The organism is Enterobacter sp. 18A13 (assembly GCF_007035975.1).
In the GTDB taxonomy this organism is placed as follows: Bacteria; Pseudomonadota; Gammaproteobacteria; order Enterobacterales; family Enterobacteriaceae; genus Enterobacter; species Enterobacter vonholyi.
On sequence record NZ_AP019634.1, the window covers coordinates 2,508,054 to 2,532,092 of the forward strand.

Consider the following 24,039-nt stretch of genomic DNA (forward strand, 5'->3'; position numbering starts at 1 on the left):
AAAAAAGCCTGGCACGCCAGGCTTTGAGGTTTAATCAGAGAGAGTGTTCTGGCCGGTGGAGGAAGGATGGCGAGCCGCCAGGTAATGAGGAAGAAGGGTTCTGGTCAAGTCTGAAATTGCGCGTTCTGGCCTGCAGCTCAATCACCTGATTACGCAGTACATCAGAGGAGCCGTTGAGTTCCTCTGCCATTGCCACATTACTTTGCGTGACCCGCTCCAGCTCAGATAGCGCCAGCGTGATCTGAGAAATACCTTTCTCCTGCTCAGACGTCGACGCGGAAATTTCGTCCATTAAGCGGCTGACATTCCCTGAACCCGTTACGATTTCATGCATATTTTTCTCTGCCTGTGACACAACGCTGGCTCCCTGCGTGACGTTACTGCTGGTGACTTCAATCAGCGTTTTGATATTCTTCGCGGCCTCTGCGCTGCGGTGTGCCAGGTTTCTTACCTCTTCCGCAACCACAGAAAAACCCTTGCCATGATCGCCCGCCCTTGCCGCCTCAACGGCCGCGTTGAGCGCAAGAATATTCGTCTGGAACGCAATACCGTCAATGAGCGAAATAATCTCCGTCATCTGCTGCGCACATTCGGTAATGGACTGCATATTGCTGGCGACCTGTCCCATCAGCTCACCGCCTTTGCGCGCCTGCAGCGTCGCCACATTTGCCTGCTCGCTCGCCAGACGCGTGTTATCGGCATTGTTTTTGGTGCTCGCGGCCATTTGCTCCATGCTGGCTGCGGTTTGCACTAATGATGCAGACTGCTGCTCGGTTTTCACCGAAAGCTGAGCGCTACGTTGCGAGAGTTGATCCGATAGGGTCATGGCGGTTTGCGATGACGCCCTGATCTCACGTACAAGCGTCGCAATATTACCGGAAAGGCTATTGATCCCGGGGATGAGTCGGCCCGCACAGTTATTGCCAAACTCAGGGATAGATACACCAAGGTTGCCTGCTGTCACCTCTTCAATACTTTTCTTCACCGTATTGATCGGCGTCACAAGATACTTCGTCATGTAGACCCAGAGCAAAAATAGTGCAACGAAATTGATGGCATTAAGCGAAATAAAGAGAGAGGGATTGCTGGAAAATAGAACAACGACACCTGCACTTACCAAAAAAAGAGATAAAAGGAACCCGATAATAAAGGTCCTGACACTAATATTTTTTAGCATGATAATACCCACGTTTTATATTTAAGTCGGCACTTAGACTTATAGCATTGGCCCAGAAGTTTTTCATCGCAAACAACGCTTGTTTTTTGTTTCGCCGTTAGCATCCCGAGATTTACCTTAAGTCAGATTAAAAGAGCGTATTAGTAAAAATGTTCTACTCAGCATGCTGCAATACTGGTTTCCAGCCATCTTAAGCGATAGTATCGCCCGCGGTGAGACGATACGATCGCACTCATATTTAAGGAGCTTTGCTACTGTTATTCGTTCTTGTTTAGCAACGCTTAATACATTAACAAAAAGAATATATTTTATATTCTTGATGAGTTTTAGAGTATTAATATGACTGGTCATTATTCACGATAAATAACTAATATGGTTTGAATGCGCATGTTCGTTGCCCGATAAAGATGTACCCGGCAGGCGAAATCGGTAACCCTCTCAGGCGTGGGATTGCATAATGCTCAATATATCGTGGGACCCTGTGTTAATCGCTATCTCTTATCTGGTGGCGTTTATTGCCTCATTTGTGGCGCTGGACAGCGCCGGAAAGATCCCTCTCTCCAGCCGAAAGGCTGCACTCTTCTGGCGGATTGCCGGTGGGGTCACGCTGGGTATTGGCATCTGGTCGATGCACTTTATCGGCATGCTGTCGATGCAAATGCCCATGATGATGAGCTACGACCTCTGGTTAACCCTTGCGTCACTGGGCGTCGCGGTGATTGCGTCGACAACGGCGCTTAATATTGCCGTCACGGGTAAAAAACTTTCCCCTTTTCGACTGATCTTTGCCACGACGCTCCTGAGCGCTGGCGTGGTGTCTATGCACTATATCGGTATGGCAGCCCTGATGCTGGATGGCAGCATCATCTGGGATCGACGCATTGTGGGGTTATCCGTGGTCATTGCCGTTGTTGCCTCAGGTACGGCGCTGTGGCTGGCTTTCCGACTGCGCGATAAACATAAAGGCGTCTTTATCGATCGAATTATCGCGGCCTTCGTTATGGCTGCCGCGATTTGTGCGATGCATTATACCGGCATGAGCGCCGCGCAGTTTCAGGAAATGGCGCATGCCGTCCCCGGAGGGATCGGCGAGCTGGGTTTATCCATCTGGGTTTCAGTCACCACGCTCTGCCTGCTCGGCGTGATGTTAATCATTTCACTTATCGATTCTCACCGGCGCACCAGCCGGCTGACGGATAATCTGCAGCAGCTCAACCGTCAGCTAGAGCTGCAGGCGCGTTTTGACGCACTCACCGGGCTCGCAAACCGCCACCAGATGGATCTCCGCATGCAGGACTGTCTGCGCAGCGCGCTGCTGAGCAAGAAGCCATTTGCGGTTATTTTCCTGAACGTCGATCACTTCAAACGCGTTAACGATACGTGGGGTCACAGCGTCGGTGATGAGTTATTGATCGCTGTCGCCCAGCGCATCACGGCAAGGCTCACGCGTGAGATGACCCTGGCAAGACTGGGAGGAGACGCCTTTATCCTGCTGGTGCCTGAATGTGATGACGACAAGCTCAGCGCCCTGCTCACCGCGCTGCTCGAAGATGTACGACGCCCTCTGTCGATATGCGGGCATACGTTAAGCACGACGATCAGCGCGGGCGTCAGTCTCTATCCTCAGGATGGCGAAACGCTGCATGAGCTGAAACTCAAGGCGGATGCAGCTTTACACCGCGTCAAGGAAGATGGCCGTAAAGGCTGGGCGATTTACCGGGCCGAGATGTCAACAGCGATCCCGGCGAAACCCGGCTTTCTGCAGGAACTCTCGCAGGCGCTTGAACGGGATCAGTTTGAACTCTGGTATCAGCCAACCTGGCATGCGGGAGAGAAAACGATTCATGGTTTTGAAGCCCTTCTGCGCTGGCGACATCCAGAGCAAGGCGTTGTATTGCCCAATCTGTTTATCCCCTCGCTGGAACAAACAGGCTTAATTATTCCGGTAGGTAACTGGGCCATTGAAGCGGCATGCCGACAGCTTCATTTCTGGACTGAACAAGGGTTCAGCCAGTGGACGTTGTCGCTCAACCTATCCCCCGTTCAGTTCGAACAGCCGGACATTTTCCAGATCATCTCGTCGATGCTGGAAAAATATAACCTGCCTCCGTCCCGACTGATCCTGGAGGTAACGGAAAGCACCGCGCTTAAAAATCTCGACCGCAGCATTGAGTTGCTTAACGCGTTTAATCATGCGGGGATCGTCGTCTCGATTGATGATTTTGGTACGGGCTATTCCAACCTGCTGATGCTTAGCGTGCTTCCCGCAAAAGAACTCAAGATCGACAGAAGCTTTGTCACATCGATGCTGGGGAATGAAAAAAGCTACAAGCTGGTCGAGACCATAATCAGTATCGCCCGGACCATGGAGATGAATGTGGTGGCAGAAGGGATCGAGACGGAAGAACAGGAGGCGGTTCTCACCCGTCTCGGCTGCGATTACCTGCAGGGGTATCTTTTCTCCCGGCCCTTACCTGCCGAACAGGTACCGTGGCTACTGCTGCAGATAAACTCAGACAAACAGATTATCCCCATTAATAAAATTCAAACGGACCCCGCATTTATTTCACAAAAAAATCATGCCTGACGGGGTTAAGTGGAGTATGTTTCAAAGGAGTACACGCGAGTCAATTCTGACATGATTGTCAGGCACATGTTGTCGATGAACAGGAAACGCCTATGTCGCAACCTTGTTTTGATGCGTTGAATGTAATTAAAACACCCGTGTGGCTCGTTTCACCCGTGTCGGAAAAGATCATTTTTGCGAATGTGGCAGCAAGGCAGCTCATGGGGGATAAAACCCTCGAGGACCTGCGCAAAGGGATCTATTCAGCCAGGGCGCAAACCCTCCTGACGATGTATGTACCTGAACTGAAAACAGAGCAGGAGATCGTCGAAATCTGGACGGCTAGCCGGGATGGACAGGACACGCCGTTAAGCTGTCGGCTCTCGCTCGCCCACTACGCTCCCTGGGGAGATGTGATTGTTTTCGAAGGCATCTCCCAACAAATGTTCTCAGGATTGAAGGCAAGCCGTTCCGCCACCTATCGACGGAAAAAACAGGGTTTCTATGCGCGCTTTTTTCTGACCAACAGCGCCCCGATGCTGTTAATCGATCCGGCCCGCGACGGGCAAATCGTCGATGCAAATCTGGCCGCACTCAATTTTTATGGTTACTCACATGATGACATGTGCAGTAAGCATACCTGGGAAATCAATACGCTGGGGCGAGATGTGATGCCCATTATGACTGCGATTGCAGCGCTGCCCGGTGGTCATAAGCCGCTCAATTTTATTCACCGCCTTGCCGATGGAACCACCCGCCACGTTCAGACGTATGCCGGGCCCATTGAGATTTACGGCGACAAGCTGATGCTGTGCATCATCCACGATATCACCGAGCAAAAAAGGCTGGAGCAGGAGCTGGAACATGCCGCGTTACGTGACTCCATGACGGGACTACTCAACCGGCGCCAGTTCTACGCAATTACCGATCAAAGCAACCGTAATAAACTTCCTGCGCAGCAGCAATTTAGCCTGCTGCTGGTGGATACCGACCATTTCAAAAACATTAATGACCTGTTCGGTCATCTGAAAGGCGATGAGGTTCTAATCGCCCTTTCCCGAACGCTGGAAGCCTGTAGTCGGGAGGGCGACATGGTGTTCCGCTGGGGTGGCGAAGAGTTCGTTATCCTGCTGCCGCGTACCTCTCTCGATACCGCCCTGCAGATTGCCGAGTTAATCCGTGCAGCCGTTGCACGCATCACGATTCCGGGCTTGCCACGGTTTACCGTCAGCATTGGGGTGGCGCGGCACAATCAGGGGGAGAGTATTGACGAGCTGTTTAAGCGTGTGGACGATGCCCTGTATCGCGCTAAAAATGACGGACGCAATAAAGTCCTTGCTGCATGAAACTGGAGTATCCGGAAAAGCCCCGCTACAATGCCCACCTCGAATCAATTAGCTTCAGGTGGGTAAAAGCAGCAATGGGAAAAACTGAAATAATACTCACCTTTATTATTTTGCTCCTTATTATATTTGGCTTCTGGTTTATTTTTAGCGGTGAGATCTGGTATCTCGTAGAATTCCTTGAAAATAGCCTTTACCCGACCTTCGACGCACTGTAACGCACGTTTAATCGCTTGTTTCACCTACCGAATATGTCAGGTATCTGCTTGTCTTACTGCCGCGTAAAATATACGGCGTTATCCTCCAACAACGTTGATAACGAATCATTTATTCATTTGCTTATGTTGCCCGTGCTCTGACGGGCTTTTTTATTTCCGGCAATTCAGCCATGCCAGGCTATATCTTAATCATCTTTATTGAAAAAGGTGAGGAATGATGAGCAAGAAGATCCTGATGCTGGTTGGCGATTACGCCGAAGATTACGAAACCATGGTGCCTTTTCAGGCTTTGCAGATGATTGGCCATCAGGTTGATGCGGTCTGCCCCGACAAACCGAAAGGCGACTACATCATGACGGCAATCCATGATTTTGACGGTGCCCAGACCTACAGCGAAAAGCCCGGTCACCGCTTTACCCTCAACGCCGATTTTTCAACCGTAAAGGAGCAGGATTACGACGCGCTGCTCATCCCCGGCGGGAGAGCCCCCGAGTATCTGCGGCTAAATGAGGACGTGTTAAAGCTGGTACAGGCATTTGACGCCGCGCGTAAGCCGATTGCTGCGGTGTGCCACGGCCCGCAGCTGCTTGCTGCCGCGGGCATTCTGAAAGGACGAACCTGTAGCGCCTACCCGGCCTGCGCACCTGAGGTACGTCTCGCGGGTGGACACTACGCCACTATCGGCATCGATCAGGCCCATGTAGACGGTAACCTGGTGACGGCTCCCGCCTGGCCTGCGCATCCGCAGTGGCTGGCGAAGTTTAGTGAGTTGTTAGAATAGCCCACCTCTGCTCCCGCCAGCTCCGCATGGGCGGGAGCGATATCTCAGACGAAGCCAAAAAAATAGTGTGTATGGAGCACTGGTTAGCAGGGAATTATTTATTCATTCTGGCGACGCCATTGCGCTTCTCTCTCTCGCTCCTTTCTTCGAGCTTCTTCTTTTTTACGATACAGCGGTGGATAATAAATATTTCCCCAGTCCCATTTGCCGAACCAGACATTCATCAGGGCGCTAAATACAATGATAAGGACGATATAAAATATAACAAAACCCTCATCACCACCCAGATTAAAAAGATCGCTGGCTAAGGAATGCTGAGCGTGACTGAACCAGTGCGGATGGTAATCAAGTATCATGAAAAACAGGATACCAAAAAGTAAATCGCCAACTTTGAATCTTTCAGTGAATTTACTGCGCCAGGCTGAATCATGTTTTTCATAGTAATTAAGTAAAAACTGATTATTCTCTTCCAGTGCTAAATCAAGGACTTCTCTTGAGGGTACCTTACCCGGGTATCTCTCGTAATCGCTCTGCGGGCGAAGAATATCCGGAAAGATGCTGCTGTATATGATCTCATTCAGCACTTGCCTGAAGAGACTGGCGACAAAGGGCATGAGGGTTGTGGCTATCAGCCCCAGAGCCGCCAGCGCGACGCAGAAGAAACCAAGGTGTTCGGTCCAGCTAATGGCCTGTATGGGCCAGGTCAAAATCCCCTGTCCGCTGTAAGCCAGCAGCGCCAGATCGGCGAAAAGGACAATATAAATAAAGCGTATAATCCACTGCCATTCCCAGATTTTATCCATAATGCCTAAGCCTGCCGGAAAAGAGGGTTTATCTTTCTTTTCTTCCGTCATAATTTATCCCTGCGATTATATGTAAAACAGACATCTTTTCTGGAATAAAGAAACTGGCGCTAAATGCGCCAGTTCTTAATGTACTCTCATTAACGACAGTTACCACATAATCCGGGCTCGTCAGTGCTTCTCAATATACATGGTCCGGCTATACGCCACGTCTTCCGGGTTATTAATCGGATATCCTTTCACCCAGGGCTTAATCAGGCGACCGTTGGTGTACTGATAAATTGGCGCGATAGGTGCTTTCTCCATAAGGATTTTCTCCGCCATGTTGTAGTCCGTATTACGCGCTTTCGCCGTGGTTTCCAGCGTCGCCTGGTGAATAATTTTATCGTAGGCCGGATCGTTATAACGCGAGATATTGCCGCTGTGGGTTGAGGTCAGCAGGGACAGGAAGGTCGAAGGCTCGTTGTAATCACCTACCCATGACGCGCGGATCACATCAAAATTGCCGGTGTTGCGGCTGTCGATATAGGTTTTCCACTCCTGGTTTTGCAGTTTGACATCCACACCAAGATTTTTCTTCCACATGGACGCCACCGCAATGGCGATCTTCTGGTGGTTTTCCGACGTGTTGTACAGCAGGTTCAGCTTCAGCGGACGCTGAGGACCGTAGCCTGCGGCCTGGAGCAAGGTTTTCGCCTGAGCGTTCAGCTCCTGCTGCGACATCTGCTCGAACGGTGAAGGGTCAGGGGTGAAACCCGCCGTCACGTCAGGGGTGAAATGCCAGGCCGGCTTCTCGCCGGTACCTAACACCTTCTCTGCCATAATGCGGCGATCGATAGTCATACTCAGCGCAAGACGCACCCGGGCATCGGCCGTCGGGCCCTTTTGCGTGTTAAACGCATAGTAATAGGTCCCGAGCTGGGGCGGCGTATAAACCTGTCCCGGAATGTCCTTCAGGAGCTTCTGATACATGTTTTTCGGGAACGATTCGGTGATATCGATATCCCCTGCCAGATAGCGCTTAGTGGCGGACGATTCCTGATTAATCGGAATAAAGGTCACTTTTTGCAGGACGGTTTTCGCGTTGTCCCAGTAGTCCGTATTCGGAACGACAACCAGTTTTTCATTCACCACGCGGTCGTTCAGGACGTAGGCACCGTTACCTACCAGAGCGCCCGGACGCGTCCACTCCTTACCGCTTTCAACGTTCGCTTTTTGCACCGGATAGAAGGCGAAGTTCGCCGTCAGGTTGCTAAACCACGGGAGCGGTTTGTCCAGCTGGACGCGTAAGGTTCTGGCATCCACCGCCGTCACTCCCAGGGTAGCTGGCGCCGCTTTGCCATCAATAATGGCCTGCGCGTTGTTGATGCCTGCCAGCGCCGCAAACCAGGCAAACGGAGACGTGGTTTTCGGGTCAACCAGACGCTGCCAGCTGTAGACAAAATCCTGCGCGGTGACGGGCGTACCGTCAGACCATTTCGCGTTATCGCGCAGGGTGAACGTCCAGATACGGTTATCGTTGCTCTGCCAGCGCGTCGCTACCCCTGGGGTCAGTTCCCCTTTCTCGTTCTGATTCACCAGCCCTTCGAAAAGATCGCGAATTACCTGAATCTCGGGTAATCCCACCGCTTTTGCCGGATCGAGCGAAGCGGGTTCGTCTTTAATATGCCTGACCAGCTCCTGTTTTTGCGCCAGTACCGTGCCCTGTGGCACATCAGCAGCGTACGAGAGTGTAGAGAGTCCGCACAGGTACAGTGCAGCACAGAGACGCGAAACAGGATGCTTCATAAGATCCCCTTTAATGAATTCAGGTAACAAGCAGATGCGTAATTATTTGTTTCGAAACAGAGAAATGCAAATACCTTCGTCCGGAATAGTGATTTGAGGCAATTCTCAGCCGTCACGGAAACTATTTGATTAACAGCGGGTTTTGCACAACACTGCCTGTAGAGACTTCTTTATCAGGATTTCGTATGGCAACCACCCGACCGCGAGCGGAGCGCGGCGCCTTTCCGCCGGGCGCCGAGCAATATGGCCGCTCATTTTTAGGCGCATCGCTGATCTGGTTCCCGGCGCCCGATGCCGATCGCAACAGCGGTTTGATCATTGCCGGCACGCACGGAGACGAGAACTCTTCCATCGTCACGCTTTCCTGCGCGCTGAGGACGCTGACGCCTTCGTTGCGACGTCACCATGTGATTCTTGCCGTCAATCCGGACGGCTGTCAGCTGGGATTGCGGGCGAATGCGAGAGGAATCGACCTGAACCGTAATTTCCCGGCGGCAAACTGGCGCGCAGGGGAAACGGTATATCGCTGGAACAGCTCCGCCGAGGAGCGGGACGTGGTGCTGCTAACGGGAGATAAGCCCGGATCGGAGCCGGAAACGCAGGCGCTGTGCCAGCTTATCCATAAAATCCACCCAGCATGGGTTGTCTCCTTCCACGATCCGCTGGCCTGTATTGAAGATCCGCGCCACTCTGAACTGGGCGAGTGGCTGGCGCAGGCTTTCGCCCTGCCGCTCGTCACCAGCGTGGGCTATGAAACCCCTGGTTCCTTTGGTAGCTGGTGCGCTGATTTGAGCCTGCCCTGCATCACCGCTGAATTCCCGCCGATTTCCTCCGACGAAGCCAGCGAAAAATACTTAAAAGCGATGGTGGAGCTTCTGCGCTGGCAGCCTCAGAGATGAAGCACGCCGCTGGTAAAATGAAGCGCCGGTGAAACGTCAACCGCCAGCCAAGTCGGACCATCCAGATCGGCGAAACGGACCTGATTGACCAGCGGCAGCGCCGCGCCGATCGCCCGGGAGGTGCAAAGCATGCACCCCAGCATAAGGGCAAACCCCTGCGCCCTGGCGTCCGCCGCCAGTGCCAGGGCTTCTGTCAGCCCGCCTGCCTTGTCGAGCTTGATATTTACCATGTCATAGCGGCCCTTAAGCTCGCTCAAATTTTCGCGGGTATGGCAGCTTTCATCCGCGCAGACGGGCAACGGATGGATAAAATTCTTCAGCGCCGCATCATCTTTTGCTGGCAGAGGCTGCTCCAGCATCGCCACGCCCAGGTCAGCCAGCAGCTGGCATCGGGCGGCAAGCCCCTCGGGATGCCACGACTCGTTGGCGTCAACAATCAGCGTGGCCGAGGGAACCGCCGAGCGAATGGCAACCATCCGCTCGCTGATCAGGCGATCGTCGAGCTTCACTTTTAACAGCGTGGCCCCGGCGTCATAGAGCGCTTTTGCGCTGGCGGCCATCTGCTCCGGCTCACCAATCACGACCGTTTGCGCCGTCACGATGGACTCCGGCAGCGATTCACCCAGCAAGGACGTCAGCGATTTTTGCTGCTGAGCGGCTTCAAGGCTCCAGAGCGCACAGTCGATAGCGTTACGCGCCGCCCCGGCGGGCAAACGCTGCTGTAACGACTCACGCGTGAGACCTTTTTGCAGGTCAGGCACAAGGGTCATGATCTGCGCCATCACCGACGCAAGGCTTTCTCCGTAGCGCGGGTAAGGCGTACATTCCCCGACGCCTTTAAACCCCTCTTCTTCGACTTCAACCACGACCACGCTGGCTTCACTTCGGCTGCCGCGGGAGATCACAAAGTGGGTATGCAATGGCCAGGCTTCTTCATAGACTTTAACGCTTCTCATCACTGACTCCTTGCGGCCCGGAAAGGCGAAAAATTTGGTTTGCCGTGTTATCCGCTGATGGCATACACTAGCCCCGACGTTAACTATATGTAAACAGGAAGATATCTATGTCACAACTCGTTCATTTCCAGGGCAACCCGGTTGCTGTTGCAGGTTCCATTCCGCAGGCTGGCAGCAAAGCGCAGGCTTTTACTCTGGTGGCTAAAGATCTGTCTGACGTCACACTGGCTCAGTTTGCGGGTAAACGCAAAGTACTGAACATTTTCCCAAGCATTGATACCGGTGTTTGTGCCGCATCCGTGCGTAAATTCAACCAGCTGGCGACTGAAATGGACAACACCGTTGTGCTGTGCATTTCCGCTGACCTGCCGTTTGCCCAGTCCCGTTTCTGCGGTGCCGAAGGCCTGAGCAACGTTATCACCCTCTCCACCCTGCGCAGCGCAGATTTCCTCGAGAAATACGGCGTCAGCATTGCGGAAGGCCCACTGAAAGGTCTGGCAGCACGTGCTGTACTGGTTCTGGACGAAAACGACACTGTCGTCTTCAGCGAACTGGTTAACGAAATCACCACCGAGCCGGACTACACTGCCGCGCTGGACGTGCTGAAAGCATAATAAGTCCTTAGCATTCTATACAACTTATTCTCAACCTCGCTTCGGCGGGGTTTTTTATTATTTCAAAGCTGAATCGTTAAAGCATAAATACTCGCATGTCACATTAATCCTGCAATAACATGAGCAATTTGTAACATGAGCGTGATCAACAACGCATAATAATCGTTAAAATTCCCTATTTTTGGCTGCAGTGAAGCACATCACATTTCCCTTTTTGCCTAAACATTAGATTTGCTTACGAAAGAAAATAATCGTTTCAGCAAAAAGGATTAAATATGAAGATTAAATTCGCTTTTACGCTCCTGGCGGTACTGATTTCTGGCCATGCAGCGGCCAAAACCTGGGTGCTGACAAGCGCTGAAAGCAGCGTAGAAAAAGGAAACTGGAAGATTTCCAGTGATGAGCTGAAAGTTAAAGATCAGACGTTCAGCATTGAGCAAAAAATCTTACACGGCGGCAAGCAGGAAGGCAGTAAAGTCATCATTATTAGCAGTAAAAATGGCCTGACGATTACCCTGAGCCCTACCCGTGGCATGAACCTTCTGCACGTGGAAGGGTTTGGCACCCGACTGGGTTGGAATTCTCCTGTTAAAGAGGTCGTGAACCCGGCTTACATCAATCTTGAAAGCCGCAACGGTCTCGGCTGGCTGGATGGTTTCAACGAAATGATGGTGCGCTGTGGCTACGAGTGGACCGGGCACCCGGTCACCGCGGACGGGCAAATTTACACCCTGCACGGCAGGGCCGGTAATACCCCTGTTTCGCAGGTCGAGGTTGAAATCGCGGATGCCGCCCCGCATGAGATCCGCGTTCGCGGTTTGATCAAAGAGAGCACGTTTAAAAAATCGGATCTGCAAACCATGACCGAACTGCGCTACGTTCCCGGAACCAACCAGTTCAGCCTGCATGATGTTCTGACCAACCATGCGGATTACCCTCATGATTACCAAATCATCTATCACAGCAACTTCGGCACGCCGATCCTTGAAGAAGGCGCCCGTTTCCTTGCGCCGGCGGCAAGCGTGAGCCCATTCAATGACTATGCCAAAGCGGGGGTTAACGACTGGCAAACCTATGCCGGGCCGACAAAAGGCTTTGATGAGATGGTCTTTAATATTAAACCGCTGGCAGACAATAACCACGAAACGCTCGCGGCGGTGGTCAATAAAGCCGGAGATAAAGGCGCGTCAATCCAGTTTGATACCCGCCAGCTGCCCGTGCTGACCTTATGGAAGAACACCGACACGCTGAAGCAGGGCTACGTCACGGGCATAGAACCGGGCACCAGCTACGCCTACCCCGTCACGATTGAACGTGAGCAGAAGCGGGTTAAGCAGCTGCAGCCCGGTGCCAGCGCGCAGTTTGATCTGACCTATACCCTGCTCCACAGCCCGCAGCAGGTGAAAGAGGTTGAAAGCAGGATTGTGTCGATTCAGGGCGAGACAAAAACAGAAATCGTTAACACGCCGATGGCGAAGGAATAAACGTAAAGTAAAAAGCCTCTTTGCAGAGGCTTTTTTGTTATTCGTCACCTTTCTTATGATTCAAACCGTACTCACGCAGCTTGTTCGCGATCGCGGTGTGCGAGACACCAAGGCGTTTTGCCAGCTTGCGGGTGCTGGGATAGCTGCGGTACAGCTGCGTCAGCACTGAGCGTTCAAAACGGCTGGTAATATCATCCAGCGAACCTTCCATCGCCTCTTCCCCTACCGATACCGTTCCGGCGTCGTAATCCGGCAACAGGATATCCTGCGGGCGCAGTTCATACCCTTCAAGCTGGGTCAGGGCGCGATAAACGGCGTTTTTGAGCTGACGAATATTGCCCGGCCAGCCGTAGCGCATGAGCACCGTGCCAAGATCGGCTGACAGCTTCGGACGCGGCACACCCTGCTCGTCGGCAAAGCGGGCGACGAACAGCTCCGTTAGCGGCATGATGTCCTGCGGACAATCGCGCAGCGGCGGAATGTTCAGCGTCAGGACGTTGAGGCGGTAATAGAGATCCTCGCGGAAGATCCCCTTTTGCACCAGTTCAACCAGGTTTTTCTGGGTGGCGCAAATGACGCGCACGTCCACATGCACTTCGTGATCCTCACCGACGCGGCGGAAGGTTCCGTCGTTCAGGAAGCGCAGCAGCTTAGCCTGCATACGTGGCGACATTTCGCCAATTTCGTCCAGCAGCACGGAGCCGCCGTTAGCCTGCTCGAAGAACCCTTTCTTACCTTCCGGCGCGTGACCAAACAGCTCGCTTTCAACGGCATCTTCCGGAATAGAGGCGCAGTTAAGTGCCAGATAAGGCTTAGCCGCGCGCGGACTCGCCAGATGCACCGCATGAGCCAGGAGGTCTTTCCCTGTGCCGGTGTCCCCGGTTATCAGCAGCGGCGCGGTCAGGCTTGCGAGCTTACGCGCCTGATCAACCACATGGCGCATTTTCGGGCTGACGGCAATAATCTGGCTGAACGCGCCAACGTCCTGACTGGAGAGGTTTTGCAGCTGGCGACCCATGCGTAGCGTCGAGCGCAGCATGATCACCGCCCCGGTGAGCATGCGAGTGTTCCCTTCCCCTTTCAGATAGACCGGCGTGATCTCCATCAGGAAATTCTGCCCGTTAATCACCACATGCTCGCTAAGCGTGTTCTGCGGATTGCTGTCCAGCCAGCGCTGGAAGTTAAAGCCGGGGATCAGCTGCGCGGCGTTATGATTGCTGAGCTTCTCCTGGCTCTGCGCGAAAAGCTGGCAGCTCGCGTGGTTAACGCGCTCAACTTTGCTTTTCAAATCCAGGGAGAGGAACGGTTCAGGCATGGCCTCCAGCAGCGCGCTCAGCGCCAGGTGCTCACGTTCAGAAGGCATCCAGGGAATGGTGCGTACATCCGTAACGCCAGCGATACGGCGGATTTCCGCCATCAGGCTGCTGAATGTATTAAATTCAATTTCGGCAAAATTGAGGTAAATTCGCCCGACAGGATCGATCTCAATGCCACGTAAATCAATGCTACGTAAAACAAGAAGATCGAGTAATTCGCGGGTCAGACCGAGACGGTCTTCACAGAAGACTTCAAGACGCATGGGAAATTCACCGTTTTAAGCCAGTAACAGTAAAATGATATGTCAGAACACGGTGATCGGGAAGATGGCTGTCAACAAATATTGACAGCCAGCACGATTAGTGAACAAAACCTCATGGAGCCGGTTTTTTATTGAGCGTCTCTTTGAGCTGGCCGATCAGCTCGCGTCTGAAATCCCCCAGTCGCGGCTTATCGCCGTCAATCCAGGACAGCGGACGGCAGACTTCCATCGCTTTAATCCCCAAACGCGCCGTCAATAATCCTGCGCCAATCCCCTGGGCGGCACGAGCAGATAGACGCGCCGCCAGATCCTGCGACATCCAGTCCATTCCTACTTCGCGCACCAGCTCACTCGCCCCGGCAAACGCGATATTGAGCAGGACCAGCTTAAAAAGCCTGAGCCGACTGTAGTAACCCAGCTCTATGCCGTAGAGATTCGCGATACGGTTGATCAGGCGCAGGTTACGCCAGGCGATGAAGGCCATATCGACCAGCGCCAGCGGGCTGACGGCAATCATCAGGGTGGATTCCGCCGCAGAACGGCTAATCTCGCGCCGCGCCTGGGCATCCAGCACCGGCTGAACCATGTGGGAATATAGCGTCACCACTTCCCGATCGTTCTGGGTTTCATGGATGGCGGCGTACCAGCGCTGAAGCGCCGGGTGCGACTGATCGATTCCGGCCTGGCTGGCCAGCTTTTCACAGAAGGCACGACCTTTGCCGGTGCCGTGACTGTGGAGCAGATCCCGCGCTTCATCACGCTCGTGCGCGCGCTGGCGCAAACGCCAGAGCCGACGCCACTCGGTGGTAACCGACCCGATGCCCGCCCCCACAATCAGCGCGCCCGCGGCACATCCGCCCAGCGCGACCCAGTCCTGAGTTTGCCAGGCATTCATCGTCCACTGCACGCCCTGCCCAACCACGCTTACGCCAAACAGCGCCAGACCGGCGGTGACCATCCTGCGCCACAGGCTTCGTTTTGGACGCAGAGCGGCTTCCACAACCGCCTCCGCCGGACCTTCCTCGACGTCAGGCTCCTCTGTCAGGGCCGGGGAAAAGTTATCGGCCTGCGTGCCGCTGAACGTCTGCGCGGTTTTGAACGCCTCCTGAGGGTCTTGCTCAAGCGTTCCGGTAAAGTCTATGCGCGGTTTTAACGGTTCCGTCATCGCAATTTATCTCCAATCAAAAACTCCAGCGCCGCATCCAGACGGATGTGTGGTAATGGCCTGTCGACACTCATTGCCTGCGGGCGGAAGGCTTCAAACTGGAAGCCCTGGTTCTGCCAGAAGGCCTGACCCGGCAGCCGCGCAGGCACTTCGCCCGGATAGACGGTAAGCGGTTCACCGTCGCTGAGCCGGTTCCCGCGTAATGCCGGTATTTTCTCGCCGTTAAGATCAATCAGCCCGCTTTGTGTCGCCTGCACGGACGCGAGCCCAAGGCAATCCATGCCGATCCCTTCGAAGGCGGCGTTTTGCCAGGCGTCCTGCACCAGCTGCTGCAGCAGCGATACCATATTGGCATGCTGGTCGACCGTGACGTGATCGGCCTTCGTGGCCGCAAAGAGCAGTTTGTCGATCACCGGTGAGAAAAGACGACGGAACAGCGTCCGCTGCCCATAGTGAAAACTTTGCATCAGCTGCGTCAGCGCCAGGCGCATATCGTTGAAGGCCTGCGGCCCGCTGTTGAGAGGCTGCAGGCAATCCACCAGCACAATCTGACGATCAAATCGCAAGAAGTGGTTTTTATAGAATCCCTTGACCACTTTTTCACAGTAGTAATTGTAACGCTCGCGCAGCATCCCGGCGTTAGTGTGCCTGTCGGCCTGCGCCAGCTTCGACTCACCCACCCCATCCACATCCGGCCAGGGGAAGAACTGAAGCGCAGGTGCGCCCGCTAAATCACCCGGCAGAACAAAGCGACCCGGCTGAATGAAGTGCAATCCTTCCTGTTTACACTGGTGCAAATACGCCGTCCAGGCGTCGGCAATGGCCGCAAGACGGTTTTCATCTGCTGGCGCAAGCGGGTCCAGTCCTTCGCAAAGCTGTCGCCATTTGGCCGACCACCCTGCGCGTTGCCCCTGCAACAACCCTGTCATCTGGCGGGACCAGCTGAGGTAATCCTGCGCCAGCATCGGCAGGTCGAGCAGCCATTCGCCGGGATAATCGACGATTTCAAGGTACAACGTGGAGGTATCCTTGAAGTGCCGCATCAGGGATTCATTCGAGCGAAAACGCAGCGCAAGACGAATTTCACTGACCCCTCGCGTCGGGGTCGGCCACGCGGGCGGATCGCCATACAGCTGCGCCAGCCCTTCGTCATAGGTAAAACGAGGAATACCAAAATCGCGCTGAGGGACGCGCTTCACGCCCAGCAGACGTTCTTCCCGCACCGCGCTGAGCAACGGCAGACGCGCCCCGGCATGCAAGTTCAGGAGCTGGTTTACCATCGCGGTGATAAATGCCGTCTTACCGCTGCGGCTCAATCCTGTTACCGCCAGTCGAAGATGACGGTCAACGCCACGGTTAACCAGTGAATTAATTTCGTTTTTAAGTCGCTTCATCGCCGTCCTTCGTTGCCCGGAAGCCTTGAATGCATGGCTTCAGAATACAATAAATGGGGGCAGATCGTTGATTATCAATTCTTATTTATTGCTATTGCCGTTTTCTCTCCAGTAAGATGAACGGCATTGCTGTCAGTCCGGAGTGAGTAAGGTGTATGTCACCCACCATCTATGATATCGCACGGGTTGCGGGCGTATCGAAATCAACAGTTTCCCGCGTTCTGAATAAACAAACGAACATTTCTCCCGAAGCGCGTGAAAAAGTGCTGAAGGCGATTGACGAATTAAATTATCAGCCCAACAAACTGGCCCGTGCCCTGACCTCTTCAGGCTTTGATGCCATCATGGTTATTTCGACCCGTTCAACCAAAACCACTGCCGGTAATCCCTTTTTCTCCGATATCCTTCATGCCATTACGGCAACAGCGGAAGAAGAAGGATTTGACGTTATTTTACAAACCTCAAAAAGCAGTGAGGACGATCTGCTGAAATGCGTGAGTAAAATTAAACAAAAGATGATCAAAGGGATCATTATGCTGAGCTCACCGGCAAATGAATCCTTTTTCACCACGCTGGATGAGTATGGCGTACCGGTAGTGGTTATCGGCAAAGTGGAAGGTGAGTATCAAAATATCTATTCCGTCGACACAGATAATTTCCATGACAGCGCCACGCTGACCGAAACCTTTATTAAAAACGGACGCCGTAAAATTGCCTGTCTGCATGCCCCGCTTGATTATCATGTTTCGATCGATCGCCTTGCGGGCTTTAAAGCCAGCCTGGAAAAGCACCATATTGCCCTTCACCCGGACTGGATCAGGGATGGCGGTTATACCCATGAGAGCGCGCTTACTGCGGCTCTGGAGCTGTTGTCTTCATCCACGCCGCCCGATGCGGTATTTGCTACCGACAGCATGAAGTTGCTCAGCCTCTATCGTGCGGCGGATGAGTTGAATCTGATGATTCCAGAGCAGGTGGTGATAGCCGGATACAGTGACCCGATGCTGTCTCTCATTTTAACGCCCGCACCTGGCGGGTTTGATATCCCCACCCGAAAGCTGGGGGAAGAGAGCTGCGATCTTCTTTTCAGACGTATAGCAGGTCATCCCGCCCCGCAAAAAGTGCTGGTTGATACCCATTTTATACTGGCGGCCTCGCTGCGCTAAAACCAGGGGCAGTTAGCCCCTGGAATACACACGATCAGAAAGCGTAATTTACGCCAACGCCCGCATAGTGGAAGCGGTCGTTTTTACCCTCGTCATGATTTTCCCATTCATAGGCGTATTCAAGCGTCATGGATAAACCGTTATTGAAGTCATAGGCGTACTGCATACCCAGGCGGTTGAAATTATGTCCTTCACGCTCGGGATCGTCCCGCCAGTCCCAGTTCGACCAGCGATCGAGCCCCAGTCGTGTGTAAGGCGTTAAGGTGGTCTGGCCTAACGAAATAGGCAGATAGGCACGAATTTCCTGGGTGGAGAATTCTCCGTTATTACGGGAACCGTCCATGTTGAACCCGCGTTCTAAATAGTAATTCACTTTAGCAGCAAAGGTGTCGTTAATGGTCCAGGTAAAGCCCGTTTCGGTTTCGACGCGGCTGTCTGAATAGCCGGTTTTTTCCAGATCGTTAGCAAACTGATACATGGCAAACCAGCCGCCAAAACGCCAGTCGTCGGTTAATTTTATATCCCAGTCAGGCTGAATTTTGTAGCGCTGCATATTAGCGCTGCCGTCTCTGGCGCCGTGTTCATCCTTAAAGTGATAGCCGTAATTACGGAAGCCTCCGGTCAGACCGAACGTAAAATCATCTGTTCCGATAAAGCGATAGCGTAATTCAAATTCAGGACGATCGAAATAGGTGCCACGGGTCATGCTGCTATAATCAACCGGCCCTTCCTGATACATCGCCAGCGAAATAGTCCAGGCATCCCAGGTCGCATTAAACCACACGGAAGGTTCATATAACCCGTCTTTATCCTCCCCCTGGCCTTCGACGTTTTCTATTTCATACATCGCGCCAATATTAAATTCCCACTTTTTAGCGCTTTCTGTTGCGTGTGCGCAGCTAACCCCTGCGCACAGCACGAGCGCAGCACTTTTTAGTAGAGTACTCATCAAATATTCCCTTTATAAGTAACAAACAAAAAAACCGGAAATGGGTATTTCCGGCGAACACCTTTCTTATCTAATAGCCGCTTCGGTTTCAGCGTCGAAGAAATGGCACTTATTCATATCGAACTGGATGCCGATATTATCCCCAGCGGCATAATCATTCGCAGCGCCAGCACGAACAACCAGCTCATGACCGCCAACGGTGGCGTAGAGCATGAACTCCGCGCCGGTCAGTTCGGCTACGCTGACTTTCGCCTCGATATTTTTACCGCTGCTCTGCAGAGTGAGAATATCTTCCGGGCGGATCCCAAAGACCACGGCTTTGCGCTGATACCCTGCGGCATTCAGTGAAGCGAGCTTGTCTTCCGGGAGCGCCAGACGCAGCGTTTCCGTAACGAAATAGCGGTCGTCGATAGCACCGCGAATGAAGTTCATGGCTGGCGATCCAATAAACCCTGCGACAAACATGTTTGCCGGTTCGTTGTAAACCTGCTTAGGTGCACCGACCTGCTGAATAATGCCGTCTTTTAAGATCACGATGCGGGTCGCCATCGTCATGGCTTCCGTCTGATCGTGGGTCACGTAAATCATGGTGGTGTTAAGCTTCTGATGCAGCTTGCTAATTTCAGCCCGCATCTGCACGCGAAGCTTGGCATCGAGGTTTGAGAGCGGTTCATCCATCAGGAACACGCCCGCCTCACGTACGATCGCCCTGCCTAACGCCACGCGCTGGCGCTGGCCGCCGGACAGCGCGCCGGGTTTACGCTTTAGGTATTCACGTAATCCGAGGATCTGTGCCGCCCAGTTAACGCGCTCTTCGATAACCGCAGGCGCAATTTTTTGCATCTTCAGGCCGAACGCCATGTTGTCGTAGACCGTCATATGCGGATAAAGCGCATAGTTCTGGAATACCATGGCGATATCGCGTGACTTGGCGGGCACATCGTTCATACAAACGCCGTCAATCACCAGTTCGCCAGCGGAGATCTCCTCCAGACCGGCGATCATGCGCAGCGTCGTGGATTTACCGCAGCCTGAAGGCCCGACGAAGACGATGAACTCCTTGTCTTCGATTTCGAGATTGAAATCCTTAACCACGTGGACCTGGTTATCATAGATTTTCTGAATGTTTTTCAGAGACAGTTGAGCCATTGTTAATTCCTTATCAATACGTCCGGGATGCCCAAAACTCGGTAAGGCATTTCCAGGTCAGTTCCCGCGTTGAATGAAGCTGTAGTCCCGCATGGTTCAGGCCAGAACCCACCCCAACCGACAGCATGCCCGCCGCGTTGATCGCCGCTACGCCTGCAGGTGCATCTTCGATGCCCATGGCCTCTTCAGGACGCACATTCAGGCCAGCACAGGCTGCAAGGAAGATCTCCGGATCTGGCTTTGAGCGGCGAATACGGGAAGCATCGGCGCAATAATCGAAGGCCTGATAAATGCCCAGCGCGTGCAGGATCCCAGGGGCATTCAGGGAAACGGAGGCGAGTCCAGTTTTGACGTTCGCTTTACGTATATCCGTCAGCACGTCACGAATACCCGGAAGCAGTGAATCTTCCGTCAGCGACGCCAGAGACTGGACATAAAGCGCGTTTTTTTTCGTCGCCAGCGCGAGGCACTGCTCATCGCTAAACATCCCCTCTTTCCCGCCATGCTTCAGGATGCGCTGAAGGGAATCCATGCGGCTAATTCCCTTCAGCTGTTCATTAAACACTTCGTCGAAGGTGATGCCGATTTCGTCAGCCACTGCACGCCAGGCCAGAAAATGGAGGTGTGCGGTATCGGTGATAACACCGTCCAGATCGAATACAACAGCCTTAAGCGTCATGGCGCCCCTCCGTGGTAGCGGTCCCATTTACAGGTGCAAGAAAATCCTTATAAGCGCATACCTTGCGCACCGATACGCGTAGCGTCTTGCCCCACAGCGTCAGAGTGACAGGTGTCGTCGTTTCAATGGTTAACACCTCATTTTCATAGGTGAAGTGCAGCGTTGCGTTCCGCCAGCGCAGGGGGAAAGCAAGCCTTCGCCAGTGGGCAGGCAGGCTGGGCGCAAGGTGTAGCTCCCCTTCCACAATCTGCATACCTGCAAATCCCTGAATGACGCCGGACCAGATAGCGCCGGTCGCTGCGGCATGAATACCGTCATCGCAGCTGTGTGGATCGTCCCCAAGGTCAATAGCGACGCCATCACGCCAGAAGGCGTAGGCACCTTCGGTGTCACCACAGCGGGCGGTCACAATGCCGTGTATGGCCTTACTCAGCGAAGAGTCATGGATCGTGCGGGGCTCGTAGAAAGCCAGATTGGCGGCACATTGCTGTGGGGTAAACCGCTCCGGCAAGAGGTAGGTAAGCATTACCACATCAGCCTGCTTCAGGATCTGCATGTCGTTTACTTCCGCGCGGGAGTAATCGAGCAGAATGGTCTGCTTCCCTGCTTTTGCTTTATAGCGGCTGAGATCAATGGCTGGTTTCGCCATGAAGGTATCATCCTGCGGGATCACACCGTCTGAATTGGCCTCCGGCAGCCATAAGCGCGTCAGGAACCGCGTGGCATTCTCCGTAAAACGCGCATCTTCACGCCCAAACATCGCCATAAACCGGCGAGCGCAGGCGACGTTGTGCCAGGCCAGATAGTTGGTATACGCGTTGTTATTCACATGCTCGGTATATTCGTCAGGTCCGATGACGTCATGGATTTCGAGGCGACCATTGATTTCCGTGGCGCGGCCCATCCAGAACGCAGCAGTTTCCATCAGCAGCGTCAGGCCTTCATTTCGCATAAAGGCATCATCGTGTGTCGCCTGCCAGTAAGCGACGACGGCCCAGGCAATATCCGCCACGATGTGGTGTTCAGCCAGCGCGGAGGCCACCTTCTGGCGCATGCCGGTTCGGATGTTGATAGCCGCGAACTCCGGCGTTTCCTCTTTGCCGCTCGAGGCGCTCTCCCACGGGAAAAGTGCGCCCGGCCAGCCGTTGCGGCGGGCTTTTTCCCGGGCCCCGGCCAGGTTAAGCCAGCGATAGCGCAGAAGATTGCGGGCCACCTGAGGACGGGTGAAAAGATGGAAAGGCAGCAGGAATATTTCGGTATCCCAGAAGACGTGTCCTTTATACCCCCCGCCGGTCAATCCCTTAGCGGCAATGCTGCTTCGCTCATCATGGGCGGGCGTCATGGCCGTCAAATGCCAGACGGCGTAATCCAGCGCCATCTGATCCTGATGTTCCGTAGAGTCAACCTCCACCCGAGCGTTACGCCAGACCTCTTGCCAGGCACACGCCGAACTCTCAAGCAAGGCGTCGTAGCCTCTTGCCGCACAGACTTTGAGATCGGCCAGCGCGTTGCGGGCGAAAGAGGCCTGCGACAGTGCCTTATCACTGCGATGTGCCACCCAGACGATTTTTTCAAGCGTGACAGTGTCACCCTTCGCAATCGTCAGCGAATGATGAGCGCTGAGACGACGATTTTTTGCGGTGAAACAGCTGTCGCTCTTGGCTGAGAGCTGACAATACGCTGAAACAGCAATCTCAGACGCGCGGTCCTGCGTTTCATACACGCCCTGCATGTATTCCTGATCGAACACTCTGACCGACACTTCATCCAGATGCTGTCTGCCGCTGTTCGTTTGCGTTGCGTCAATGCCGGTTTGCAGCACGGCGTGCGTGACGGCATCGAGCGGCGTTATGGAAAGCTGCATGGCCACTAAGGGCAACTGGTCCAGCGACACAAAACGACGGCTCTCCAGACGATAGCGTTTCCCGTCAGGCGAGCGCCAGACGACGCAGCGACGAAGTTCGCCATTGGCAAACGCCAGCTCGCGCTGCCACTCGAGGATTTCGCCTGACAGGAGCGTGAAATTGACGCCATCCAGCTCAACATCAATACCGATGATATCCGGCAGATTGACCAGCTCAGTGGTCTCGTTGCGACCAGCACGATGATAGAGACCCGCAAGATACATGCCTCTGGTTTGCTGGGTGTAATCTTCTTCGTGCGCAGCGCGGATACCCATGTAGCCATTACCACAGGCCATAATGGAGGCGTATTTATTCAGGCTGTGTGGACAAAAGCCTGGGTCGGTTAATACAGACACGTTTAGCATAACGTCACGCTTTCCCCTGTTTCTGCAGATTCATACAGCGCGGCGACGAGCTGCTGTATAACCAGCCCCTGCTCCGCATCAGCGATCATGACGGGCTCTCCCTGCACATGCCGCACAAAGGCATCCATACTGCGCATATGACGCCGATCGTCAGCCTCTTCACGCTGCGTGAGGGTGACTAAAGTACCGGCTTCGTCGTTGTAGATGTGCGCCGGGAACAGCATGGCGCCCGCCTTTTCACCGCAAAATGCGACGTTCATGATGGATTGTTCACGGATATTGAGCGCAAACGATGTGTCCAGACGCAGAATGCCGCCGTTGCAAAATTCAATGGTGCCAAACAGGGCATCTTCAACGGTAAACTGCGTGGGATCCCACGCGCCAAACTGGCCGCTGCTTTTACGGTTTCCCAGCCTCTGGAAGCTGTGTGCCGTCACCTTTTTTACTGCCGGGAACCCCAGCACGTACATCGCGGCATCGAGCATATGGATGCCAATATCAATCAGCGGCCCACCGCCCTGTAGCGTTTTGTTGGTAAAGACGCCCCAGCCGGGAACCCCGCAGCGGCGTAGCGCCTGCGCAGTGGTGTAATAAATTTCTCCCAGCGCCCCCTTCATCACAGCCTCACGCAGCAGTTGCGTATCGAGAGCAAAGCGATGGTGAAAATCATACGCCAGCACTTTTCCCGCCTTGCGCGCGGCCATGCGCATCCGATCGGCCTCCTGCGGCGTCATAGCAGGTGGTTTTTCACACATCACGTGGCAGCCAGCTTCCAGCGCTGCCATGACGTGCTCGAAATGGAACCGGTTAGGCGAACAGACGCTCACCACATCCGGCTTAACCGCCTCGAGCATGTCTCGCGCATTCTGCCATACCGAGGAAATACCATGACGTTCCGCAAACGCCAGAGCCTGTTCAGGATGGCTGTCCATGACAGCCACCATCTGAACATCACTGCGCGTGGCGTAATACGAGGCATGCACTTTATCCGCGACCTGCCCGGCGCCAATGATGGCGACGCGCAGAGGCGAAGGTGTAGAAGCACTCATCACGCTCGTCA

The 24,039-nt window shown here is 53.8% G+C and carries 20 protein-coding genes; 8 read left to right on the forward strand and 12 right to left on the reverse strand.

The genetic code is table 11. The features are described 5' to 3' along the window. Nucleotides 1-34: 34 nt before the first annotated feature. Nucleotides 35-1,177, reverse strand: coding sequence for a methyl-accepting chemotaxis protein (locus FOY93_RS12230; protein WP_115875321.1), 1,143 nt, complete (start codon nucleotides 1,175-1,177; stop codon nucleotides 35-37). A 457-nt stretch (nucleotides 1,178-1,634) separates the two neighbouring features. On the opposite strand from FOY93_RS12230, the gene FOY93_RS12235 reads away from it, so the two are divergent. The 4 genes from FOY93_RS12235 to FOY93_RS12250 all read left to right on the forward strand — a co-directional run bounded on the left by FOY93_RS12235 (nucleotide 1,635) and on the right by FOY93_RS12250 (nucleotide 6,085). Beyond that, the gene (locus tag FOY93_RS12235; RefSeq protein WP_143345191.1) at nucleotides 1,635-3,764 is read left to right on the forward strand and encodes a putative bifunctional diguanylate cyclase/phosphodiesterase; all 2,130 of its coding nucleotides are present in this window, start codon (nucleotides 1,635-1,637) and stop codon (nucleotides 3,762-3,764) included. Nucleotides 3,765-3,856: 92 nt separating this feature from the next. Further along, complete coding sequence (locus FOY93_RS12240; RefSeq protein WP_136194955.1) at nucleotides 3,857-5,089, forward strand: sensor domain-containing diguanylate cyclase; 1,233 nt, start codon at nucleotides 3,857-3,859, stop codon at nucleotides 5,087-5,089. Nucleotides 5,090-5,163: 74 nt separating this feature from the next. Continuing rightward, nucleotides 5,164-5,304 (forward strand): Ecr family regulatory small membrane protein, encoded by a 141-nt coding sequence (locus tag FOY93_RS12245; protein WP_143345725.1) that lies wholly within the window; start codon nucleotides 5,164-5,166, stop codon nucleotides 5,302-5,304. A 217-nt stretch (nucleotides 5,305-5,521) separates the two neighbouring features. Beyond that, nucleotides 5,522-6,085 carry a DJ-1/PfpI family protein gene (locus FOY93_RS12250; protein WP_127732791.1) on the forward strand — a complete coding sequence of 188 codons (564 nt, stop codon included), beginning with the start codon at nucleotides 5,522-5,524 and terminating at the stop codon, nucleotides 6,083-6,085. A gap of 98 nt (nucleotides 6,086-6,183) precedes the next feature. On the opposite strand, the gene FOY93_RS12255 is transcribed toward FOY93_RS12250, so the two are convergent. Both FOY93_RS12255 and FOY93_RS12260 read right to left on the reverse strand, forming a co-directional pair. Continuing rightward, nucleotides 6,184-6,939 (reverse strand): hypothetical protein, encoded by a 756-nt coding sequence (locus FOY93_RS12255; RefSeq protein WP_133294543.1) that lies wholly within the window; start codon nucleotides 6,937-6,939, stop codon nucleotides 6,184-6,186. 120 nt (nucleotides 6,940-7,059) lie between these two features. After that, nucleotides 7,060-8,676, reverse strand: coding sequence for a peptide ABC transporter substrate-binding protein (locus tag FOY93_RS12260; RefSeq protein WP_133294544.1), 1,617 nt, complete (start codon nucleotides 8,674-8,676; stop codon nucleotides 7,060-7,062). A gap of 185 nt (nucleotides 8,677-8,861) precedes the next feature. On the opposite strand from FOY93_RS12260, the gene mpaA reads away from it, so the two are divergent. Further along, a complete protein-coding gene (mpaA, locus tag FOY93_RS12265; protein WP_111965078.1) occupies nucleotides 8,862-9,575 on the forward strand; it encodes a murein tripeptide amidase MpaA in 714 nt (237 codons plus the stop codon). On the opposite strand, the gene ycjG is transcribed toward mpaA, so the two are convergent. Beyond that, nucleotides 9,566-10,531 (reverse strand): L-Ala-D/L-Glu epimerase, encoded by a 966-nt coding sequence (gene ycjG, locus FOY93_RS12270; RefSeq protein WP_143345192.1) that lies wholly within the window; start codon nucleotides 10,529-10,531, stop codon nucleotides 9,566-9,568. The two genes, mpaA and ycjG, sit on opposite strands and share 10 nt — an antisense overlap. Nucleotides 10,532-10,638: 107 nt before the next feature. On the opposite strand from ycjG, the gene tpx reads away from it, so the two are divergent. Beyond that, nucleotides 10,639-11,145: a thiol peroxidase gene (gene tpx / locus FOY93_RS12275; RefSeq protein WP_023335907.1), complete on the forward strand. Its 507-nt coding sequence runs from the start codon at nucleotides 10,639-10,641 to the stop codon at nucleotides 11,143-11,145. 275 nt (nucleotides 11,146-11,420) lie between these two features. After that, a complete protein-coding gene (locus tag FOY93_RS12280; protein WP_143345193.1) occupies nucleotides 11,421-12,629 on the forward strand; it encodes an aldose 1-epimerase family protein in 1,209 nt (402 codons plus the stop codon). A gap of 37 nt (nucleotides 12,630-12,666) precedes the next feature. Here FOY93_RS12280 and tyrR read toward each other — a convergent pair whose 3' ends face one another. The 3 genes from tyrR to FOY93_RS12295 all read right to left on the reverse strand — a co-directional run bounded on the left by tyrR (nucleotide 12,667) and on the right by FOY93_RS12295 (nucleotide 16,767). Further along, nucleotides 12,667-14,208 carry a transcriptional regulator TyrR gene (gene tyrR, locus FOY93_RS12285; protein WP_133294547.1) on the reverse strand — a complete coding sequence of 514 codons (1,542 nt, stop codon included), beginning with the start codon at nucleotides 14,206-14,208 and terminating at the stop codon, nucleotides 12,667-12,669. Nucleotides 14,209-14,320: 112 nt separating this feature from the next. Next, the gene (locus tag FOY93_RS12290) at nucleotides 14,321-15,373 is read right to left on the reverse strand and encodes a YcjF family protein (RefSeq protein WP_143345194.1); all 1,053 of its coding nucleotides are present in this window, start codon (nucleotides 15,371-15,373) and stop codon (nucleotides 14,321-14,323) included. After that, nucleotides 15,370-16,767 (reverse strand): YcjX family GTP-binding protein, encoded by a 1,398-nt coding sequence (locus tag FOY93_RS12295; RefSeq protein WP_143345195.1) that lies wholly within the window; start codon nucleotides 16,765-16,767, stop codon nucleotides 15,370-15,372. The genes FOY93_RS12290 and FOY93_RS12295 overlap by 4 nt, the downstream gene beginning before the upstream one ends. 155 nt (nucleotides 16,768-16,922) lie before the next feature. Between FOY93_RS12295 and FOY93_RS12300 the strand changes: the two genes are divergently transcribed. After that, a complete protein-coding gene (locus FOY93_RS12300; protein WP_143345196.1) occupies nucleotides 16,923-17,933 on the forward strand; it encodes a LacI family DNA-binding transcriptional regulator in 1,011 nt (336 codons plus the stop codon). Nucleotides 17,934-17,967: 34 nt separating this feature from the next. Here the strand turns inward: FOY93_RS12300 and FOY93_RS12305 are convergent, their stop codons facing one another. The 5 genes from FOY93_RS12305 to ycjS form a co-directional block, all read right to left on the reverse strand. Next, nucleotides 17,968-18,882, reverse strand: coding sequence for an OmpG family monomeric porin (locus FOY93_RS12305; protein WP_143345197.1), 915 nt, complete (start codon nucleotides 18,880-18,882; stop codon nucleotides 17,968-17,970). A gap of 66 nt (nucleotides 18,883-18,948) precedes the next feature. Then, on the reverse strand, nucleotides 18,949-20,031 hold the full coding sequence (locus FOY93_RS12310; RefSeq protein ID WP_143345198.1) for an ABC transporter ATP-binding protein: 1,083 nt from the start codon (nucleotides 20,029-20,031) through the stop codon (nucleotides 18,949-18,951). A 13-nt stretch (nucleotides 20,032-20,044) separates the two neighbouring features. Beyond that, entirely contained in the window at nucleotides 20,045-20,710 is a 666-nt protein-coding gene (gene pgmB, locus FOY93_RS12315) for a beta-phosphoglucomutase (RefSeq protein WP_127731228.1), read from the reverse strand. Then, complete coding sequence (locus tag FOY93_RS12320; RefSeq protein ID WP_143345199.1) at nucleotides 20,700-22,979, reverse strand: glycoside hydrolase family 65 protein; 2,280 nt, start codon at nucleotides 22,977-22,979, stop codon at nucleotides 20,700-20,702. The genes pgmB and FOY93_RS12320 overlap by 11 nt, the downstream gene beginning before the upstream one ends. Beyond that, complete coding sequence (ycjS, locus tag FOY93_RS12325; protein ID WP_143345200.1) at nucleotides 22,973-24,031, reverse strand: D-glucoside 3-dehydrogenase; 1,059 nt, start codon at nucleotides 24,029-24,031, stop codon at nucleotides 22,973-22,975. The genes FOY93_RS12320 and ycjS overlap by 7 nt, the downstream gene beginning before the upstream one ends. Nucleotides 24,032-24,039 lie beyond the last annotated feature (8 nt).

Excerpts from the sequence above, each read along its gene's own strand:
- FOY93_RS12230 (WP_115875321.1), bottom strand. The coding sequence starts at position 1,177 with ATGCTAAAAAATATTAGTGTCAGGACCTTTATTATCGGGTTCCTTTTA.
- FOY93_RS12235 (WP_143345191.1), top strand. The coding sequence starts at position 1,635 with ATGCTCAATATATCGTGGGACCCTGTGTTAATCGCTATCTCTTATCTG.
- FOY93_RS12240 (WP_136194955.1), top strand. The coding sequence starts at position 3,857 with ATGTCGCAACCTTGTTTTGATGCGTTGAATGTAATTAAAACACCCGTG.
- FOY93_RS12245 (WP_143345725.1), top strand. The coding sequence starts at position 5,164 with ATGGGAAAAACTGAAATAATACTCACCTTTATTATTTTGCTCCTTATT.
- FOY93_RS12250 (WP_127732791.1), top strand. The coding sequence starts at position 5,522 with ATGAGCAAGAAGATCCTGATGCTGGTTGGCGATTACGCCGAAGATTAC.
- FOY93_RS12255 (WP_133294543.1), bottom strand. The coding sequence starts at position 6,939 with ATGACGGAAGAAAAGAAAGATAAACCCTCTTTTCCGGCAGGCTTAGGC.
- FOY93_RS12260 (WP_133294544.1), bottom strand. The coding sequence starts at position 8,676 with ATGAAGCATCCTGTTTCGCGTCTCTGTGCTGCACTGTACCTGTGCGGA.
- mpaA (WP_111965078.1), top strand. The coding sequence starts at position 8,862 with ATGGCAACCACCCGACCGCGAGCGGAGCGCGGCGCCTTTCCGCCGGGC.
- ycjG (WP_143345192.1), bottom strand. The coding sequence starts at position 10,531 with ATGAGAAGCGTTAAAGTCTATGAAGAAGCCTGGCCATTGCATACCCAC.
- tpx (WP_023335907.1), top strand. The coding sequence starts at position 10,639 with ATGTCACAACTCGTTCATTTCCAGGGCAACCCGGTTGCTGTTGCAGGT.
- FOY93_RS12280 (WP_143345193.1), top strand. The coding sequence starts at position 11,421 with ATGAAGATTAAATTCGCTTTTACGCTCCTGGCGGTACTGATTTCTGGC.
- tyrR (WP_133294547.1), bottom strand. The coding sequence starts at position 14,208 with ATGCGTCTTGAAGTCTTCTGTGAAGACCGTCTCGGTCTGACCCGCGAA.
- FOY93_RS12290 (WP_143345194.1), bottom strand. The coding sequence starts at position 15,373 with ATGACGGAACCGTTAAAACCGCGCATAGACTTTACCGGAACGCTTGAG.
- FOY93_RS12295 (WP_143345195.1), bottom strand. The coding sequence starts at position 16,767 with ATGAAGCGACTTAAAAACGAAATTAATTCACTGGTTAACCGTGGCGTT.
- FOY93_RS12300 (WP_143345196.1), top strand. The coding sequence starts at position 16,923 with ATGTCACCCACCATCTATGATATCGCACGGGTTGCGGGCGTATCGAAA.
- FOY93_RS12305 (WP_143345197.1), bottom strand. The coding sequence starts at position 18,882 with ATGAGTACTCTACTAAAAAGTGCTGCGCTCGTGCTGTGCGCAGGGGTT.
- FOY93_RS12310 (WP_143345198.1), bottom strand. The coding sequence starts at position 20,031 with ATGGCTCAACTGTCTCTGAAAAACATTCAGAAAATCTATGATAACCAG.
- pgmB (WP_127731228.1), bottom strand. The coding sequence starts at position 20,710 with ATGACGCTTAAGGCTGTTGTATTCGATCTGGACGGTGTTATCACCGAT.
- FOY93_RS12320 (WP_143345199.1), bottom strand. The coding sequence starts at position 22,979 with ATGCTAAACGTGTCTGTATTAACCGACCCAGGCTTTTGTCCACACAGC.